Annotated in this window: 15 protein-coding genes and 1 tRNA gene; 5 read left to right on the forward strand and 11 right to left on the reverse strand. The window is 62.0% G+C overall.

What is annotated here, in order from left to right; genetic code table 11:
- The first annotated feature begins 34 nt into the window (after positions 1–34).
- Entirely contained in the window at positions 35–670 is a 636-nt protein-coding gene (locus tag ACPWMG_RS22175; RefSeq protein WP_483301672.1) for a VOC family protein, read from the forward strand.
- A 27-nt stretch (positions 671–697) separates the two neighbouring features.
- Here ACPWMG_RS22175 and ACPWMG_RS22180 read toward each other — a convergent pair whose 3' ends face one another.
- Complete coding sequence (locus ACPWMG_RS22180; protein WP_483301673.1) at positions 698–1,474, reverse strand: carbonic anhydrase; 777 nt, start codon at positions 1,472–1,474, stop codon at positions 698–700.
- A gap of 252 nt (positions 1,475–1,726) precedes the next feature.
- Between ACPWMG_RS22180 and ACPWMG_RS22185 the strand changes: the two genes are divergently transcribed.
- The gene (locus ACPWMG_RS22185; RefSeq protein WP_483301674.1) at positions 1,727–4,594 is read left to right on the forward strand and encodes a valine--tRNA ligase; all 2,868 of its coding nucleotides are present in this window, start codon (positions 1,727–1,729) and stop codon (positions 4,592–4,594) included.
- A 119-nt stretch (positions 4,595–4,713) separates the two neighbouring features.
- Complete coding sequence (gene galU / locus ACPWMG_RS22190; protein ID WP_483301675.1) at positions 4,714–5,622, forward strand: UTP--glucose-1-phosphate uridylyltransferase GalU; 909 nt, start codon at positions 4,714–4,716, stop codon at positions 5,620–5,622.
- Positions 5,623–5,706: 84 nt separating this feature from the next.
- On the opposite strand, the gene ACPWMG_RS22195 is transcribed toward galU, so the two are convergent.
- Together ACPWMG_RS22195 and cysM are read right to left on the reverse strand one after the other, a co-directional pair.
- Complete coding sequence (locus ACPWMG_RS22195; protein WP_483301676.1) at positions 5,707–5,934, reverse strand: sulfurtransferase TusA family protein; 228 nt, start codon at positions 5,932–5,934, stop codon at positions 5,707–5,709.
- Between the two features lie 8 nt (positions 5,935–5,942).
- Positions 5,943–6,845, reverse strand: coding sequence for a cysteine synthase CysM (cysM, locus tag ACPWMG_RS22200; protein ID WP_483301677.1), 903 nt, complete (start codon positions 6,843–6,845; stop codon positions 5,943–5,945).
- A gap of 50 nt (positions 6,846–6,895) precedes the next feature.
- On the opposite strand from cysM, the gene ACPWMG_RS22205 reads away from it, so the two are divergent.
- Positions 6,896–6,980, forward strand: a tRNA-Leu gene (locus ACPWMG_RS22205).
- A 193-nt stretch (positions 6,981–7,173) separates the two neighbouring features.
- On the forward strand, positions 7,174–7,413 hold the full coding sequence (locus ACPWMG_RS22210; protein WP_483301678.1) for a DUF3606 domain-containing protein: 240 nt from the start codon (positions 7,174–7,176) through the stop codon (positions 7,411–7,413).
- On the opposite strand, the gene ACPWMG_RS22215 is transcribed toward ACPWMG_RS22210, so the two are convergent.
- From ACPWMG_RS22215 to ACPWMG_RS22250, 8 genes are all read right to left on the reverse strand, one after another.
- A complete protein-coding gene (locus ACPWMG_RS22215) occupies positions 7,410–9,182 on the reverse strand; it encodes a GGDEF domain-containing protein (RefSeq protein ID WP_483301679.1) in 1,773 nt (590 codons plus the stop codon). The two genes, ACPWMG_RS22210 and ACPWMG_RS22215, sit on opposite strands and share 4 nt — an antisense overlap.
- A gap of 107 nt (positions 9,183–9,289) precedes the next feature.
- Positions 9,290–9,967 (reverse strand): response regulator transcription factor, encoded by a 678-nt coding sequence (locus ACPWMG_RS22220; protein ID WP_483301680.1) that lies wholly within the window; start codon positions 9,965–9,967, stop codon positions 9,290–9,292.
- The gene (locus ACPWMG_RS22225; RefSeq protein ID WP_483301681.1) at positions 9,964–11,880 is read right to left on the reverse strand and encodes a sensor histidine kinase; all 1,917 of its coding nucleotides are present in this window, start codon (positions 11,878–11,880) and stop codon (positions 9,964–9,966) included. The genes ACPWMG_RS22220 and ACPWMG_RS22225 overlap by 4 nt, the downstream gene beginning before the upstream one ends.
- A 128-nt stretch (positions 11,881–12,008) precedes the next feature.
- Entirely contained in the window at positions 12,009–12,914 is a 906-nt protein-coding gene (locus ACPWMG_RS22230; protein WP_483301682.1) for an amidohydrolase family protein, read from the reverse strand.
- A gap of 79 nt (positions 12,915–12,993) precedes the next feature.
- The gene (locus ACPWMG_RS22235) at positions 12,994–13,752 is read right to left on the reverse strand and encodes an ABC transporter ATP-binding protein (RefSeq protein ID WP_483305308.1); all 759 of its coding nucleotides are present in this window, start codon (positions 13,750–13,752) and stop codon (positions 12,994–12,996) included.
- A 37-nt stretch (positions 13,753–13,789) separates the two neighbouring features.
- Positions 13,790–14,668 carry an ABC transporter ATP-binding protein gene (locus ACPWMG_RS22240; RefSeq protein ID WP_483301683.1) on the reverse strand — a complete coding sequence of 293 codons (879 nt, stop codon included), beginning with the start codon at positions 14,666–14,668 and terminating at the stop codon, positions 13,790–13,792.
- An 11-nt stretch (positions 14,669–14,679) separates the two neighbouring features.
- Positions 14,680–15,576 carry a nickel transporter permease gene (gene nikC / locus ACPWMG_RS22245; RefSeq protein ID WP_483301684.1) on the reverse strand — a complete coding sequence of 299 codons (897 nt, stop codon included), beginning with the start codon at positions 15,574–15,576 and terminating at the stop codon, positions 14,680–14,682.
- Positions 15,576–16,577, reverse strand: a complete 1,002-nt coding sequence (locus ACPWMG_RS22250; RefSeq protein ID WP_483305309.1) for an ABC transporter permease — start codon at positions 16,575–16,577, stop codon at positions 15,576–15,578. The genes nikC and ACPWMG_RS22250 overlap by 1 nt, the downstream gene beginning before the upstream one ends.
- Positions 16,578–16,587 lie beyond the last annotated feature (10 nt).

The raw sequence follows: 16,587 nt of genomic DNA on the forward strand, positions 1-16,587 counted from the left end.
AAATCAAACCAACATCTAAATTTGGAGATCTGCCATGGCCGCCGTCCTTTCTGCTGTCTCGAAAACCTTGCCAGCCACCCTGCCCGCACCCGCCGCCATCCACCAGTTGCACCATGTGGCCTACCGCGCCCGCGATGCCGAAGAAACGCGCCACTTCTACGAAGACATCCTGGGCCTGCCGCTGTACCACATCATCCAGAGCGACGTAGTGCCCAGCACGGGCGAGTACTGCCCCTACACCCACTTCTTCTTCCAGTTGCGCGACGGCTCGTTCATCGCCTTTTTTGACCTGGGCGATGACGTGGCCTCCCTGCCTTCGCCCAACACCCCGGCGTGGGTGCAGCACATCGCGTTTCGCGTGGACACGGTGCAAGAGCTGGAAGACATGAAGACCCGGCTGCAGGCCGAAGGCATTGAGGTGCTGGGCGTGACCGACCACCACATCTTCAAAAGCATTTATTTCTTTGACCCCAACGGCGTGCGCCTGGAGTTGTCGGCCCAGTTGGCCGACACGGTGCAGATGCACAAGGACAGCCTTGTGGCCCGCGAGCGGCTGGACGCCTGGACGGCGCGCAAGGCGCAGTGGCGCGCAGAGCGCGCGGCAGGCCAAGCGGCCGGCACGCTCAAACCGCAGCAGAACGACCGGCCAGAATACGCCGCGAAGGCGTAACTAAGTTGTTAAGCTCTTTAAGCGCCCTCAACCGCCCTCTTGCACCTTGCGCGCATAGAGTTTCTGGCTAGGGCGTGCGTTGTGCGGGTAGATGGCGCCAAAGCGGGCCACTTGCACACGCGAAATATCGACCGGCGTTTCCATCACAAACCAGTTCACGCCTTCGGAGCACGGTGGCGTGGTCAGCGAGCCAGTGAAGTTGTAGTAGCGGTGCTCGGCCGGTAGCAGGTCGGCTGGGTTGAAGGTGGTGTCGGCCACCGTCACCTCTTTGCCGGTTTCCGTGGGCAACTTGGCCCAAATTTTTTGCACCAGCGGGTTCTCGCTGCCTTCTTTGAACAACACCGCGACCACGGCCAGTTTGCCGTCGGCCGTGGCGTGCACCATGTGCGCCACCAAGGGGTACGACTGGCCGTTGATCTTTTCTTCGCTCGGGCGGTGAAAGTGGAACTGCTTCAGCACGTAGGTTTGCCCGCCAATGCTGATGCTGCTGCCCGCATCAACGTTCACCTGGATGGTGTGGCCGTTGTCCACCACGTGGAGGGCGGTGGGTTTGTAGTCGAAGTTGATGGCGCCAAGGTTGGAGGTACCGGCCTTGGAGGTGGTGATGTTGATGGGCGACTGGGCATGGCCGAGGGCGCAGGTGTGGAAGTCTTTCTCAAGCTTGGCCCAGCGCGCGGGGCCGGTGGCACCGTCATAGCTCCAATGCGCGGGGGCAGGTTTGGCTGCGGGTGTGGGGTCAGCTGCGAAGACCGAGCACGGTATTACAGCGGCCAGCAGGAGCGCGGCCATCGTGGTTTTTTTCATGGATTCTTTCTGTGGGGAAGCCTGCTACCCCCGGCAAACCGGGTGAGGCAGAACATGGTTCAAATTGCATCGTTCGCAACAACAAAATTCAGTGCCGAGGCACCAACCGTCTCTGTGGCGAGCAAGCCCTGTCAACAACCAAAGCCGTACGCATTTGGATGACGCCAGCGCGGGATAAAATCATCTCAACCTGTTTCAACACCCATACGGCATCCCCCACCGGGTGCCGTTTTCATTTCTCCAGGGTCCCCCATGAGCGATACACCACAGCAGCCCGGCTTAGAGAGCCTGTCCAAATCCTTTGAGCCCGCCGCCATTGAGGCGCAATGGGGGCCAGAGTGGGAGAAGCGCGGCTATGGTGTCGCCGGCTTCCGGGGCACCCAACAACCCAACGCCGAGCAACCCGCGTTTGCCATCCAGTTGCCACCACCCAATGTGACCGGCACGTTGCACATGGGCCACGCCTTCAACCAAACGGTGATGGACAGCCTGACGCGTTACCACCGCATGCGCGGCTTCAACACCGCCTGGGTGCCCGGCACCGACCACGCCGGCATTGCCACCCAAATCGTGGTGGAGCGCCAGTTACAAGAGCAAAAGGTCAGCCGTCACGACCTGGGCCGCAAGAACTTTGTCGCCAAGGTGTGGGAATGGAAAGAACAAAGCGGCAACACCATCACCAGCCAGATGCGCCGCATGGGCGCCAGCGTGGACTGGAGCCGCGAGTACTTCACCATGGACGACAAGCTGTCCAAAACGGTGACCGAAACCTTTGTGCGCCTGTACGAGCAAGGCCTGATCTACCGTGGCAAGCGCTTGGTCAACTGGGACCCGATCCTGCAAAGCGCGGTGAGCGACCTGGAAGTCGAGAGCGAAGAGGAAGACGGCTCGCTGTGGCACATCCGTTACCCATTGGCCGACGGCTCGGGCTCGCTGACGGTCGCCACCACACGTCCTGAAACCATGCTCGGCGACGTGGCCGTGATGGTGCACCCCGAAGACGAGCGCTACAACCACCTCATCGGCAATATGGTCACGCTGCCCCTGTGCGACCGCGCAATCCCGGTGATTGCCGACGACTACGTCGACAAAGCCTTCGGCACCGGCGTGGTGAAGGTTACGCCTGCGCACGACCAGAACGACTACCAAGTGGGCCAACGCCACAAGCTACCCATGCTGTGTGTGTTGACCTTGGATGCCAAGATCAACGACCAAGCCCCTGCTGCCTACCAAGGCCTGGACCGCTTTGTGGCGCGCAAAAAGATCGTGGCCGATCTGGACGCCGCGGGCTTCCTGGTCGAAGTGAAGAAACACAAGCTGATGGTGCCGCGCTGCACCCGCACCGGCCAGGTGATCGAGCCCATGCTGACCGACCAATGGTTCGTCGCCATGACCAAGGTCAGCGACCAGGACCCTACGGGCAAGAGCATCGCGACCAAGGCGATTGACGCCGTGGCCAGCGGCGAGGTGCAGTTTGTGCCCGAGAACTGGGTCAACACCTACAACCAGTGGATGAACAACATCCAGGACTGGTGCATCAGCCGCCAACTCTGGTGGGGCCACCAAATCCCGGCCTGGTACGACGAGGACGGCAACGTCATCGTGGCACGCAACGAAGCCGAAGCCCAAGCCAAGGCACCGAGCAAAACCCTGCGCCGCGATGAAGACGTGCTGGACACCTGGTATTCGTCCGCTTTGGTGCCCTTCAGCACCATGGGCTGGCCTGAAAAAACGCAGGACTACGACCTGTACCTGCCCTCTTCCGTTTTGGTGACGGGTTACGACATCATCTTCTTCTGGGTCGCCCGGATGATCATGATGACCACGCACTTCACGGGCCGCGTGCCGTTCAAACACGTCTACATCCACGGCCTGGTGCTCGATGCCCAAGGCAAGAAGATGAGCAAGAGTGAAGGCAACGTGCTCGACCCTGTCGATTTGATCGACGGCATCGCCCTGCAGCCTTTGCTGGATAAACGCGTGGTCGGCCTGCGCAAGCCCGAAACGGCCCCCACGGTGCGCAAAAACACCGAAAAAGAATTCCCCACCGGCATTCCAGCATTTGGTGCCGATGCGCTGCGTTTTACGTTCGCATCGCTGGCAACGTTGGGCCGAAGCATCAATTTCGACAGCAAACGCTGCGAGGGCTACCGGAATTTTTGTAACAAGTTGTGGAACGCCACACGCTTCGTTTTGATGAATTGCGAAGGCCAGGACTGCGGCTTGAAAGAGCACACCAAGGCCGATTGCCAGCCCGGCGGCAGCGCCCACGGCTACATGCAATTCAGCCTGGCGGACCGCTGGATCAGTTCGGTTTTGCAACAAGTTGAGGCCGATGTGGCCAAGGGTTTTGCGGAATATCGCCTCGACAACGTGGCCAACACGCTCTACGACTTTGTCTGGAACGAGTTCTGCGACTGGTACCTGGAAATCGCCAAAGTGCAGATCCAAACCGGCTCTGAAGCGCAGCAACGCGCTACGCGCCGCACGCTGATCCGCACGCTGGAAGCCATTCTGCGCCTGGCGCACCCGGTCATTCCGTTCATCACCGAAGCCCTGTGGCAAAAGGTGGCGCCGATGGCCGGCATCGCTGGCGACTCAGTCAGCATTGCGCCGTATCCACAAAGCCAGCCCGAGAAGATCGACCCGGCCTCGCTGGCCCACGTGGCTAAGCTCAAAGCCTTGGTGGACGCCTGCCGCAACCTGCGCGGCGAGATGAACGTCTCGCCAGCCACGCGCCTGCCGCTGTACGCCGTGGGTGACGACGCCTTCATGGCCGAAGTGGCGCCGGTGCTCAAGTCTTTGGCCAAGCTCAGCGAAGTGAAACTGTTTGCCGACGAAGCCAGTTGGCACGCCGCCGCCGAAGCCGCGCCCACCGTGGTGTCGGGGGCCACACGCATGTGCCTGTACATGGAAGTCGACGTGGCCGCCGAAAAAGCGCGCTTGTCGAAGGAAATTGCCCGTCTGGAAAACGAAATCAGCCGTGCGAATGTAAAGCTCGGCAACGAGGCTTTTGTGGCCAAGGCACCGCCTGCCGTGATCGCCCAGGAGCGCCAGCGCGTGGCCGACTTTGGTACCAATTTGATACGCATTCAGGAACAACTTGTAAGACTTGGCTGATGGACGACGGCTAACACAACCGTTAGCATGTCACCAGGGGGGCAATACTAGGACCAGCTAATGGGCTGAGTGGCCTCCGCCTGTTCATCCATTTCTTAGCAACTCTGAACTATTGATCTATGGCTACAAATCCACACAAAGTCGTCAAGAAAGCCGTTTTCCCCGTCGCCGGACTCGGAACGCGGTTCCTCCCCGCCACCAAGGCGCAACCGAAGGAAATGTTGCCGATTGTGGATAAGCCGCTCATCCAATACGCAGTGGAAGAAGCGTATGCGGCAGGCATTCGGCACATGATCTTCGTCACTGGCCGCAACAAGCGCGCCATCGAAGACCATTTCGACACCGCCTACGAGTTGGAAAACGAACTCGAAGCCGCCAACAAACGCGAACTGCTGGCCTTGGTGCGCTCGGTGCACCCCGACGACATGAACTGTTCGTTTGTGCGCCAACCCCGGTCGCTGGGCCTGGGCCACGCCGTGTTGTGCGCAGAACACTTGGTTGGCCACGAACCGTTTGCGGTTTTGCTGGCCGATGACTTGATGATTGGCCCCACGGGCGGTCAAGCGGTTTTGGCCCAGATGACCGCTGCTTTCACCCGCTGGGGCACCTCGCTGCTGGCCGTGCAGGAAGTGCCGCAAGACCAAGTCAAGCGCTACGGCATTGTGGCCGGTGAAGTGGTCTCGGGCGTGGAAAACGGCCGCCTCACCCGCGTCAGCCACATTGTGGAAAAACCATCGCCAGAAAACGCACCTTCACGCATGGGCGTGGCCGGCCGCTACGTGCTCACGCCAGGCGTGTTTGACCAGATCCGTGCCCAGCCGCGCGGTGCGGGCGGTGAAATCCAGTTGACCGACGGTATCGCCGGCCTGCTGTCCACCGAAATCGTCCACGCCTTCCAGTACGAAGGCAAACGCTACGACTGTGGCAGCAAAGAAGGCTTCCTGGAAGCCACGGTGGAACTGGCGCTGCAACACCCTGAAGTGGGCGCTGCGTTCCGCGAAAAGCTCAAGAGTTTGGATTTGAGCTAAGCCTCGTTTTCCCAAGTAAAAACTGAAAAGCCGCCGTTGCGCTCAAAGCGCACGGCGGCTTCTCTTTTTGAAGGGTCGTTGGGTTTAGCGCCGGCGCAGCACGTGGATGTAGTCCGTGCCTTGGGTTTCCTGCTCTACCAGTTCATTGCCGGTTTGCCGCGCAAAAGCCTGGAAGTCGCGCGTGGAGCCCGCGTCGGTAGACACCACCTTCAGCAACTGACCGCTTTGCATGCCTGACAAGGCCTTCTTCGCCTTGAGAATCGGCAACGGGCAGTTCAACCCACGGGTATCGAGTTCTTGGTCGATGTGCATGGCAGCCACTACGCGGGGAACACGCCGGTCGACAAATACCGGTCACCACGGTCGCACACCACAAACACGATGGTGGCGTTGCTCTCGCGCTCGGCGATCTGCTGCGCCACCCAGCAAGCACCAGCAGCTGAGATGCCACCAAAGATGCCCTCTTCGCGCGCCAGGCGGCGGCACATGTCTTCGGCGTCGTCCTGCGTCACGTAGACCATCTCGTCAACCAGTGACGGGTCGTAAATCTTCGGCAGGTATTCTTCAGGCCACTTGCGGATGCCGGGAATGCGCGAACCTTCGGTGGGCTGCGCGCCCACAATCTTGATGTTGGGGTTCTTTTCTTTCAAGAACCGCCCCACGCCGGTGATGGTGCCCGTGGTGCCCATAGCGCTCACAAAGTGGGTGATCTGGCCAGCCGTGTCCGCCCAAATTTCGGGGCCGGTGGTCTCGTAATGGATGCGCGGATTGTCTGGGTTGGCAAATTGGTCGAGCACGCGGCCTTTGCCGTCGCGCTGCATCTGCTCGGACAAGTCACGCGCGTACTCCATGCCGCCACTCTTGGGCGTCAGGATCAGCTCGGCACCAAACGCTTTCATGGTCTGCGCGCGCTCTACGGATAAGTCTTCCGGCATGATCAACACCATGCGATAACCCTTCACCGCAGCGGCCATGGCCAGTGCAATGCCGGTGTTGCCCGAGGTGGCTTCGATCAAGGTGTCGCCGGGTTTGATATCGCCGCGTTCTTCGGCACGCCGGATCATCGACAACGCCGGACGGTCTTTTACCGAGCCAGCCGGGTTGTTGCCCTCCAGCTTGCCCAAAACAACGTTGTTTTTCTCTTTATTGGCCGCCGCTCCGATGCGCTGGAGCGCAACAAGTGGAGTTTTTCCAATCGCATCTTCAATCGTCAGGTAATTCATACCCTCGACTGTGCCATAATTCGGGTCTTGCTTCTTCAGCAACAAAATTAGCCCGGGTGGTGAAATTGGTAGACGCAGGGGACTCAAAATCCCCCGCCGCAAGGCGTGCCGGTTCGATTCCGGCCCCGGGCACCACGGTTAGTCCTGATAACCCCTTGATTGGAAACGATCAAGGGGTTTTTCATTTGTGGCGAGCATTGGCCCAGATTCGCGGGCAGCGTAGGGCAATGCGCCGAATCTACGCGGTGCCGGGACATTCAGCGCGTAGGCCTACACGGTCTCACCGTTACAGGTCCACCATGGAAGCATCACTCCAAAGGAATGCGCCATGCCACATACCGATCAACTTATCTCTCTTGAAAAAGCGTACGAGGTCCGTCATTGGTCTCGTGAGCTGGACTGGAATGAGGCCGAGCTGTACACGGCTGTGCGGTACGTGGGCAAGGGGCTCAAGGCGCTCAGAGCGCATCGCCAAACCACGGGGCCAAGCGTAGGCCGGCCTGAAACCAAGGCAACCTTGATGCGGCGCGAGCCGCGAAAAGGCGGCCATCTTTTCGTGGTGCGCTAAACGCCTTCATCACTTGGCGATAGCACCGTGTCGGTTCCTGCATTTTGAGAATGCGCTACCGCGCTGATGCGAAAACACCCCCGCCCTGCCGCCTTGGCCGCGTAAAGCGCCTGATCCGCTCGGTTCAACACGCTGTCGAGCGTTTCTTCGGGTAGTGCCAAGTGGCCGCCCACGCTGACCGATAGCCGCAGCGCCCGACCTGTTTCACCTTCCAGGCCCTTGGCTGCAGCCACCGCCGCACACAGGCGCTCACCCATGGCTTTTAGCGCTTCAGGCGTGGCGCCTTGCAGCAGCACCACAAACTCGTCGCCCCCCCAACGTGCGGCCACGTCATACGGACGGACCAGCGACTGGATGGTGCGCGCCACCGTCTTCAAAGCCTCGTCGCCCACCGCGTGGCCGTAGCCATCGTTGATGGATTTGAACCAATCGACATCGAGCCACAACAAGCCGATGCGGCTGTGCTCGCGACGTGCGCGGGCCAGTTCGGTCGCCAGGCGCTCGCTCATACCACGGCGGTTGAACAGCTCGGTCATGGGGTCAATCTTGGTCAGGCGGTCCAGCGCGGCAGTGCGCTCGCTGACCTTGTCTTCCAGGTCACGCCGCGCCTGCAGCACTGTCGCGGCCATGCGCGTGAAGTGCTGCATCACCCGGCGCACCTCGCCCGCGCCTCGGTGGGCGAGTTGGCGGCTCGGGTCTTGCCCATCGGCCATGTTCGCCATGGCGCGCTCCAAGCTACCCAAAGGGGTGAGCACCAAACGGTTGAGCACCAGGTTGAACAAGATCAGAGCCACAAGCATGCTGCCGACGTATAAACCCAAAATGCCGTAGAAATAATGCGGCGGCAACAACACGTCCAGGTCGAGCAAGGTGATCTCATACCAGTCGATCTCGGGCACGTGGGCGATGCCGGCCAGATGGCGCCGACCATCGATCTGCACAAAGACCGAGACCACTTTCTCGGGCCGTTGTTCGGATGCAAGCATCGCCGCACGCACCGCCTCTTGGTCTGTTGGACTCTCAAACAGCACACTCAGGTTTTTATGGCCGCCCTGGCGTTTGCTGCTGATAGAGGCAAAGTCGATCAACGTCTGGTCGCGGTGCAACTGGATGGCGCCCACGTGGTCGACAAACAAGCTGGTGATGCCCGGCGTGCCCTCTTCCACCACGTTGTTCAAGAAGTCGGTGAGATCCAGGCCCGAGCCCGCAATGCCCAACACCTTGTCGCCGTCGCGCATCAGCACGTCAATCCAGAGCTTGACCACGCCGAGCACCGGGTCGGGGCTGACGTTGATGTGCAGGTCGCGGTTGATGCGCATCAGGTTGAAGAACCAGGCGTCTTTGGTGTTGCGCGCATCCAGTTGGTAGCGCAGCTCTTGGCCCGCGTATTGATTGGCGGCGTTGTTATGGTAGTAACGACCGCTGCCAGCCTCACTGCCAGCAAAAGCGACGAAGTAGCTGTTATCGCTGAAGTTGCGGCGATAACTTTCCATCTCGGCCAGCGCCTCGCGCAGCACTGCAGGGTCGTCAGGCTTGTGCGCCAGCGCATGCAGACGCGGCGAGTCGGCCAGTTGACGCGACAGCGCAATCTCGCGCAGCAGCGGCTGCAGGGTGCGGCTCTTGTCGTAGAGCACCTGCTTCTCGGCATAGCGCACGGCCCATTGCTCGACGATGCCTTCGGCCAACATGCGCACCGACCACAACACCCCAACAGAAGAGATCAACACCAACACCAGGGTCAACAGCAGAAAACGGAGCTTGAGGTTCATGTCAACGGCAGAGAGGCAGCAGGCGCGAGCGTATGTCAGCCCATCCAACGTATGCTGACAAATGCTGACCAGCACATTCGTCCCACCCTTACCCCGCCCCCTCAGCGTTATTGCACGCGCAGGGTCTCCAAAAACGCGTAGCCAAAACCGCGCAGCGTGCGCAACGGCGCATCGTCGCCGGTAGCCTCGGCAATCTTGCGGCGCAGCCGACTGAGCACAGCCTCCAGCCGACGCTCGTCGTACAGCAGCCAGTCCTCGCCCAGCGCTTCGACCAGATCGCGCCGACTCGCTTGCCGCAGCGGCGCCCGCGCCAGCGTAGCCAAGATGCAAGCCTCCACCGCATTCACCGCCAAAGCCTGACCAGTGGGCGCACGCAGCAACAGGGGCTGCAGCGCCAGCCCCCAGGCGGGCAAGTCGGTCAAACGCAGACGGCGCTCCAACGAGCGCAACACGGCCACCAATTCCTCGGCATCGGCCGGTTTGCAGAGGTAGTGGTCGGCACCGCCTTCGTGGCCCGCTAGGCGCTCGCTCAAAGCCGTGCGCGCGGTCAACATCACGATGCCGATTTGCGGCTGCGTGGCACGCAACCAGCGCGCCAAGGCCAGGCCGTCTTCATCGGGCAAGCCCAAATCCAGCACCACCATGTGCGGTTGAAAATCAGCCAGCAGCGCACGGCAGCTCGCCCCATTGGCGGCGCCGCGCACCTCAAAGCCCGCGTGGCGCAACTCGAAGCTCACGTCGTCCAGCAGATCGGGGTTGTCTTCCACCACGGCGATGCGGCTCACGGCGTGGCCTCCATCGGCAGACTCAATCGAAAGACGCTGCCACCGCCCGGCCGCTCGGCCAAGGTCACTTGGCCGCCGTGTAGATGGGCAATGCGGCGCACGATGTACAAGCCCAAACCCGAGCCCGCCACGTCCCCCGTGACCGCACCGCGTGTGTAGCGCTGGAACAGCCGCTCCGCCAGGTCGGGCGCAATGCCCGGGCCACGGTCCACCACGGCAAACTCAACACCCGCCGTATCCGCGCGCACTGTCAATTCGACCTCGGCAGGCGACGGCGAATACTTCAGCGCGTTGCCCAACAAGTTGCCCAGCGCTGCGCCCAGCAATGCGCGGTCGGCGTGCAGGCGCAAGGGCTCGGCGGGCAAGTCGACCCGCAGGCGTTTGCGGCCTTCGCTCGCCTCGGCCAGTTCGGCGCACAGCTCGGTGCACAGTGCAGCGGCGTCGAAGCGGCTGCGGTGCAAGCCAAACTGTTCGTCGTCGAGCCGGTCCTGGTCCAGCAGTTGTTGCAGCAGTTGGTCGATGCGGCCCACACCACGGCGAATCCGTTCATGCCGGCGCGTCACATCTTCTGGCGTGGTGGTCGCCACCGTTGGAAGCTTTTGCAGCGCCTGCGCCGCGCCGTCGATCATGCTCAAGGGTGTGCGAATCTCGTGCGACAGCATGGCAATGAAACGGCTTTGCTCGCGCCGTGCCGCACGTTCATGCTCGCGCTCCTGCGCGGCCTGCTCAGCCCGCTCGCTGGCTTCGCGGTGAGCCGCTTCTAGGCGCTGGCGTTGCAGCATGACCACCATGCCAAAGGCCGCCACGGTCACCAAGCTGCTGATCTGCGCGCTGTACAGCAGCCAGACTTGGCTCGGCAGCAAACCCAACAACACCGCGACGATGGAGAACACCCCCGCCAACGTGGACACATGTGCCAACGCCAGAAAACGGCTGCCCGGGCGCCCTGCGCGCCAAAGCCACAGGCTGCGCCCCAGCCCGATGCAGGTGGTACACAGGGCCATGTAAAAAATGCCGCCCGCCACCTCGGTGTAAAGCCCCAAACCCGGTGCCAACAAACTCAGCGCGTAGGCCAGCATGGCCAAACGGTTCAGCCGCCAAAGCCAGCGGCCTGGCCCCTCGCGCTGCAACTCTAGCGCATGGCGGTAGAACCAGTTGGCGGCCAGGCCCGACAGCAAGGTAGCGGAAGAGGTGGTCTGGTCTGCCAAGCCCGGCCAGGCGTTGGGCAACACCGCTGCCGGCAGGCCGTTGATGCAAAACGTCGCCAACAGCAAACAGATCAACGTGACCATGTAGGCCCGGTGCAGCATGTCGCGCCGCCAAGCCCCCTGCCAAAAGCAAAAGATCACCAGGGCCACCAGCAGCCCGACATACACACCAAAGGCGGCCAAGCGCACACCGTTGGCCACTGCAAATTCAGCGGGTGTGCGTGCCGTCAACAACAGCACTGAGCTGCTGCTGGTCTCCAAGCGCAGCCACAAAGTTTGGCCTGCCACCGCGTTGGCAGGCAAGCGAAACACAAAGCCGGTGGCGGCAAGCTCGCGTTGATTAAATGGCAATTGGTCGCCCGCACGGCGCTCTTTCAACGCACCGTCAGGCACATCTGGGGAGAACAGGCGAAGGTCATCTAAATACGGCGGCTGCACTTCAAGCCAAAACTCTTCGCCCTCTCGCGGCTTAGCAGATGCATGCGATGCACCCGTTGCTTCAATGGTGAAACGAAACCAATGCACCTGGCGTGTGTAGCCCCCCGCAAACCCGCCGACCACGGGCGTGAAGTTGGCCTGCCGTTCAGGTGCACGCACCGAGTGGATGGTCTCAACGCCCTGCGGGTCGGCCAGCACCGCCAGGTCGCGGATCTGCAGGCTTTGCGCGTGGCCCGGCGTTGCCCAGATCCACAGAGGCAAAGCCAATACCAACCACTTCCACAGGCCAACCCGTAAGCACACGCTCAAAAACATCATCCCCCTCGGTCCCTTGCCTGATGTCGTCAGACTTGGGTCGAGCTTACCGGATGATGGAGTTGTTTAAGAGGATCGTCTCAGAGTCCGAACGGCCAAATCTTCTGCACCGTGCCCGACAGAATCTGTTGCCGATCGCTGGCCGACAAAAAGCCCAGGTTGTCGCGGTACACCGCCACCATCTTGTCGTAGGGCAATTCGCTCAGCGAGATTGGCCAGTCGGTGCCCCACATGCAGCGGCCCGCGCCAAAGCGGTCGATTACGCGTTTGACTTGGTCGAACGCATCGGCGTACGGGTAAGCCTGTTTCGACAAACGCGGCACGTGCGAGATCTTCACAAACACTTTAGGAAAGCGTGCCAGCGCGAGCAGTGCTTCGAGTTGCTGCGGCTGGTCTGGCAAAGCGTCCGCCATGTGGTCGATGACCACGGTCAGGTCGGGGTTCGCCTCGATCAACGGCACCAGGTCGGCCATGCGTTGCGGCGAGGCCAGCACCGTCATGGGCACCTTCAACTCCGCGCAGCGGCGCCACAGCGGCGGCATCAGCGGGCCGCGAATCCAGTCGCCGTCGGCCTGGTCGGATGGGCTCAGGCGCACACCTCGAAAGCCCTGCTCCAACGTGAGGCGGCTTAGGTGGTCCGGCGCGGCTGGGTCTTCGGGGTTGACGCGGCAGATGCCTTGAAACTTGTCGGGGTAACGCTTCAGCACATCGGCCAGATAGCTGTTGTCCCAGCGGTAGTGGATCACCTGCACGATCACCGTGCGCGACACGCCGTTGGCTTGCATCAGCGCCAGCAGCATCTCGGCAGACGCATCAAACTCCGGCGGCTTGCGGCCTTGCGCGAAGGGAAAAGCAGGGTCGCGCTTCCACACGTGCACGTGGGAGTCGATGAGCAGCGGCGCGGCTTCTGCAGCCCCCACCAGAGGCAGATGCGATGCAAAGGGCGCGGCGAGGGAAGCCGCAAGAACGTGACGGCGGTTCAACATGGTTGTCTCCAGTGTGAAAGAAAGCGTGGCGGCAGACGCGGTCTTGCGCCGCTTGCATGTCTGCCGCTTGAAATTGAGGTCAGACGGTCGCGGCCTCTTCCATGGCGTGGCCGTGGTTGCGTGTGGCGTTGACCAACATGCGGGTGTAGGGGTGCTGCGCCTGGTTGGCACAGAGGGCATCGGTCGAGAGAGTTTCGACGATGCGGCCTTGCTGCATCACCGCCACCTGGTCGCACAGATGCGCCACCACACCCAGGTCGTGGGTCACCATGAGATAGGTGAGCCCATCGCGCTCGCGCAGCTCGGCCAAGAGGTTCAAGATTTCGGCTTGCACCGACACGTCGAGCGCTGACGTGGGCTCGTCGAGCAGCAGCACACGCGGCTCCAGAATGAGGGCACGCGCAATCGCCACACGTTGGCGTTGGCCGCCAGACAACTGATGCGGGTAACGGAAGCGAAAGCTGCTGTTCAGCCCCACCTTGCTCAAAATGCTTTCGATGCGGTCGCGCTGGTCGCCAATCCCATGAATGCGCAGCGGCTCGGCCAGCACGGTATGGATGGTGTGGCGTGGGTGCAGCGAACCATAGGGGTCTTGAAACACCATCTGCACTTCGCGGCAGCGCGAGCGGTCGAGCTTGTGCGTGAGCGCGCGGCCGGCCATTTCTGCGCTGCCGGTCCAGTGGGTGTATTGGCCCGCCAGGCAGCGCAGCACCGTGGTTTTGCCCGAACCCGACTCGCCCACCAAACCAAAAGATTGGCCGGCGCGCACCTGCAAGTTCACGTCGTTGAGCACCTTGGCAGAGCCGAAGGCGAGGTTCAACGCTTTGACGTCGATCATTTCCATGCTGGATCCTTGGGTCGGTTTTGCGGGTGATTTAGCTGGTGAGCCACGACGGGTCGCGCTGCAGCACCGGCAGGCGTTTGCGGCGTTGGTCCAGACTTGGCAAGGCGCTGAGCAGGCCACGGGTGTAGGGGTGCTCGGCCTGGTCCAGGTCGGCAGCGGCAATGCTCTCGACCACGCGGCCGGCGTACATCACCAACACGCGGTCGCAGAAGTGGCGCACCATGTTCAGGTCGTGGCTGATGAACAGCAGCCCCAGGCCACGCTGGCTCACCAATTCATCCAGCACCGCCAGCACCTGCAAGCGCACCGACACGTCGAGTGCAGAGGTGGGTTCGTCGGCAATCAGAATCTCGGGCTCGGTGATGAGCATCATGGCGATCATGATGCGCTGGCCCATGCCGCCCGACACCTCGTGCGGGTAGAGGTTAAACACACGCTGCGGATCGCGGATGCGCACCGACTCCAGCATGGCCATGGTGCGGTCATACGCTTCGGCGCGCGGCACATCGTGGTGCGCCAAATACGCCTCGGCAATTTGCTGGCCCACACGCACCACCGGGTTCAGCGAATACTTCGGGTCTTGCATGATCATCGACATGCGTTGGCCGCGAATCTTCTGCATGGCTTTGGGGCTGGCGTTCAGCAGGTCGATGCCGTCAAACGCCAACTTGCGGGCTTCAATCTTGGCGCTGCGCGGGTGCAGCTTCAGCAGCGCACGGCCCACGGTGGATTTGCCCGAGCCCGACTCGCCCACAATCGCCAGCTTTTCGCGCGACAGGTTAAACGACACACCGCGCACCGCGTGCATCGGGCCTTCGGGCGTGGCAAAGTGGATGTGCAAGTCTTCTACTTGCAGTTTGGGGAACGCGGTGGCGGCCACCTTTGCCGAAGCCACAGGAGGGTTTTGCATGTTCATGGTCCTCATTCGCTGCGGGGGTCGAGCACGTCGCGCAAGCCGTCGCCCAACAGGTTGAACGCCAGGCTCACCAGCATGATGGCGGCGCCGGGTGCGGCCACCAGCCACCAGCACTCGATCATGTAGCGGCGGCCACTGGAAATCATGGCGCCCCACTCGGGCAAGGGCGGCTGCGCGCCCAGGCCAAGGAAGCCCAGGCCAGCAGCGGTCAAGATCACGGCCGCCATGTTCATGGTCAACCGCACCACCACCGAGGACAGCAACATCGGCACAATGTAGCGCAGCAAAATGCGCGCAGACGAGGCGCCTTGCAACTGCGCCGCCACCACGTAATCGGCATGGCGCAACGACAAGGTTTCGGCCCGCGCCAGCCGCGCAATCGGCGGCCAGGCGGTCAGCGCAATGGCGATCACCGCGTGGTCCAAACCAGGGCCAAGGGCGGCCACAAAGGCCAGCGCCAACACCAGGCTGGGGAACGAGATGAAGATATCGGTGATGCGCATGAACAGGTTGTCGACCCAGCCGCCAAAGTAGCCGGCCATGCTGCCCACCGCCAGGCCCACGGGGCCCACAATCACCGTCACCAGGGTGATGATGTAGAGCGAGATGCGCGAGCCGTGCACCAGCCGGCTGAACACATCGCGGCCATATTCATCGGTGCCAAACCAGTGCGCTGACGACGGTGCCTGCAGCGCCTGCTTGAGGTTTTGCTCCAGCGGGTTGTGTGTGGCGATCCACGGGGCAAACAGCGCCACCAGCAGCAACAGCGCCACGACCACCAGGCCGGCCACCGTCATGGGGTTGTGCATCAAGCGGCGCAGCCCTTGGCGCAGGCTGAGCAGCAGCGCCTGGGTGGCCGACTCGGGCGTGTCGGAGTAACGGGTATAGGTTGTGGAAGCCATCAGCGGGTTCTCGGGTCAAGGACTTGGTACATGGCGTCGGACAGCAGGTTCAGCGTGATGAAGATCACCCCCACCACCAGCACACAACCCATCACGGCGTTCATGTCGCCCAGCAGCAAACTGCTGGTGAGGTATTGGCCAAAGCCGGGCCAGGCAAACACGGTTTCGATCAGCACCGCGCCTTCAAGCAAGCTGCCGTAGGCCAATGCCACGATGGTCAGTAACTGCACCAGGATGTTGCGAAACGCGTGGTGCCACACCACGCCGCGCTCCGACAAACCTTTCACCCGCGCGGTGGTGATGTACTCCTGCGACAACTGCGCCAGCATGAAGCTGCGCGTCATGCGGCTGATATAGGCCATGGAGTGCAGGCCCAAAATACACGCCGGCAAGATGAGGAACTTCAGCGCACTGCGAAACACTTCCCAGTCGCCCGCCAGCAGCGAATCGATCAGCAGCAAACCGGTGCGCGTGGGCACGATGCCGTCAAATGCCAGGTCCACACGCCCTGCCCCACCGGCCCAGCCCAGCCAGGCGTAGAACACCAGCAAGCCCATCATGCCGAACCAGAACACCGGTGTGGAATAACCAAACAGGCTGATCACCCGCACCACGTGGTCGGCCAGGCGGCCACGGCGTGTGGCGGCAAACACGCCCAGCGGAATGCCCACGCAGGTGCCGAGCAAGATGGCCATGGTGGCCAGCTCGACGGTGGCCGGCAGCACCCGGACCAAATCGTCGGTGACCTGGTGGCCGGTGAGCATGGCTTTGCCCAAGTCGCCGTGCAACAGGTCGCGCAGGTAGTAGCCAAACTGCGTGGTCAGCGGCCGATCCAGCCCGAGCTGTTTGTAGACCTGGTCGTAGGTGGATTTGTCGGCATCGGGGCCGACGATGGACAACACCGGATCGAGCGGCATCACCCGGCCGATCACAAAGGTCAACAGCAGCAGGCCCAGCAAGGTGAGTACCACACTCATCGCGCGCTTGCCAATGGCCTGCATACGCGGAGCG

It is taken from the genome of Hydrophilobacter chitinilyticus (genome assembly GCF_049860745.1).
Classification (GTDB): domain Bacteria; phylum Pseudomonadota; class Gammaproteobacteria; order Burkholderiales; family Burkholderiaceae_C; genus Rhodoferax_B.

Coding starts and splice junctions, on each gene's coding strand:
- ACPWMG_RS22175 (WP_483301672.1), top strand. CDS start 35: ATGGCCGCCGTCCTTTCTGCTGTCTCGAAAACCTTGCCAGCCACCCTG.
- ACPWMG_RS22180 (WP_483301673.1), bottom strand. CDS start 1,474: ATGAAAAAAACCACGATGGCCGCGCTCCTGCTGGCCGCTGTAATACCG.
- ACPWMG_RS22185 (WP_483301674.1), top strand. CDS start 1,727: ATGAGCGATACACCACAGCAGCCCGGCTTAGAGAGCCTGTCCAAATCC.
- galU (WP_483301675.1), top strand. CDS start 4,714: ATGGCTACAAATCCACACAAAGTCGTCAAGAAAGCCGTTTTCCCCGTC.
- ACPWMG_RS22195 (WP_483301676.1), bottom strand. CDS start 5,934: ATGCACATCGACCAAGAACTCGATACCCGTGGGTTGAACTGCCCGTTG.
- cysM (WP_483301677.1), bottom strand. CDS start 6,845: ATGAATTACCTGACGATTGAAGATGCGATTGGAAAAACTCCACTTGTT.
- ACPWMG_RS22210 (WP_483301678.1), top strand. CDS start 7,174: ATGCCACATACCGATCAACTTATCTCTCTTGAAAAAGCGTACGAGGTC.
- ACPWMG_RS22215 (WP_483301679.1), bottom strand. CDS start 9,182: ATGAACCTCAAGCTCCGTTTTCTGCTGTTGACCCTGGTGTTGGTGTTG.
- ACPWMG_RS22230 (WP_483301682.1), bottom strand. CDS start 12,914: ATGTTGAACCGCCGTCACGTTCTTGCGGCTTCCCTCGCCGCGCCCTTT.
- ACPWMG_RS22235 (WP_483305308.1), bottom strand. CDS start 13,752: ATGATCGACGTCAAAGCGTTGAACCTCGCCTTCGGCTCTGCCAAGGTG.
- ACPWMG_RS22240 (WP_483301683.1), bottom strand. CDS start 14,668: ATGCAAAACCCTCCTGTGGCTTCGGCAAAGGTGGCCGCCACCGCGTTC.
- nikC (WP_483301684.1), bottom strand. CDS start 15,576: ATGGCTTCCACAACCTATACCCGTTACTCCGACACGCCCGAGTCGGCC.
- ACPWMG_RS22250 (WP_483305309.1), bottom strand. CDS start 16,577: ATGCAGGCCATTGGCAAGCGCGCGATGAGTGTGGTACTCACCTTGCTG.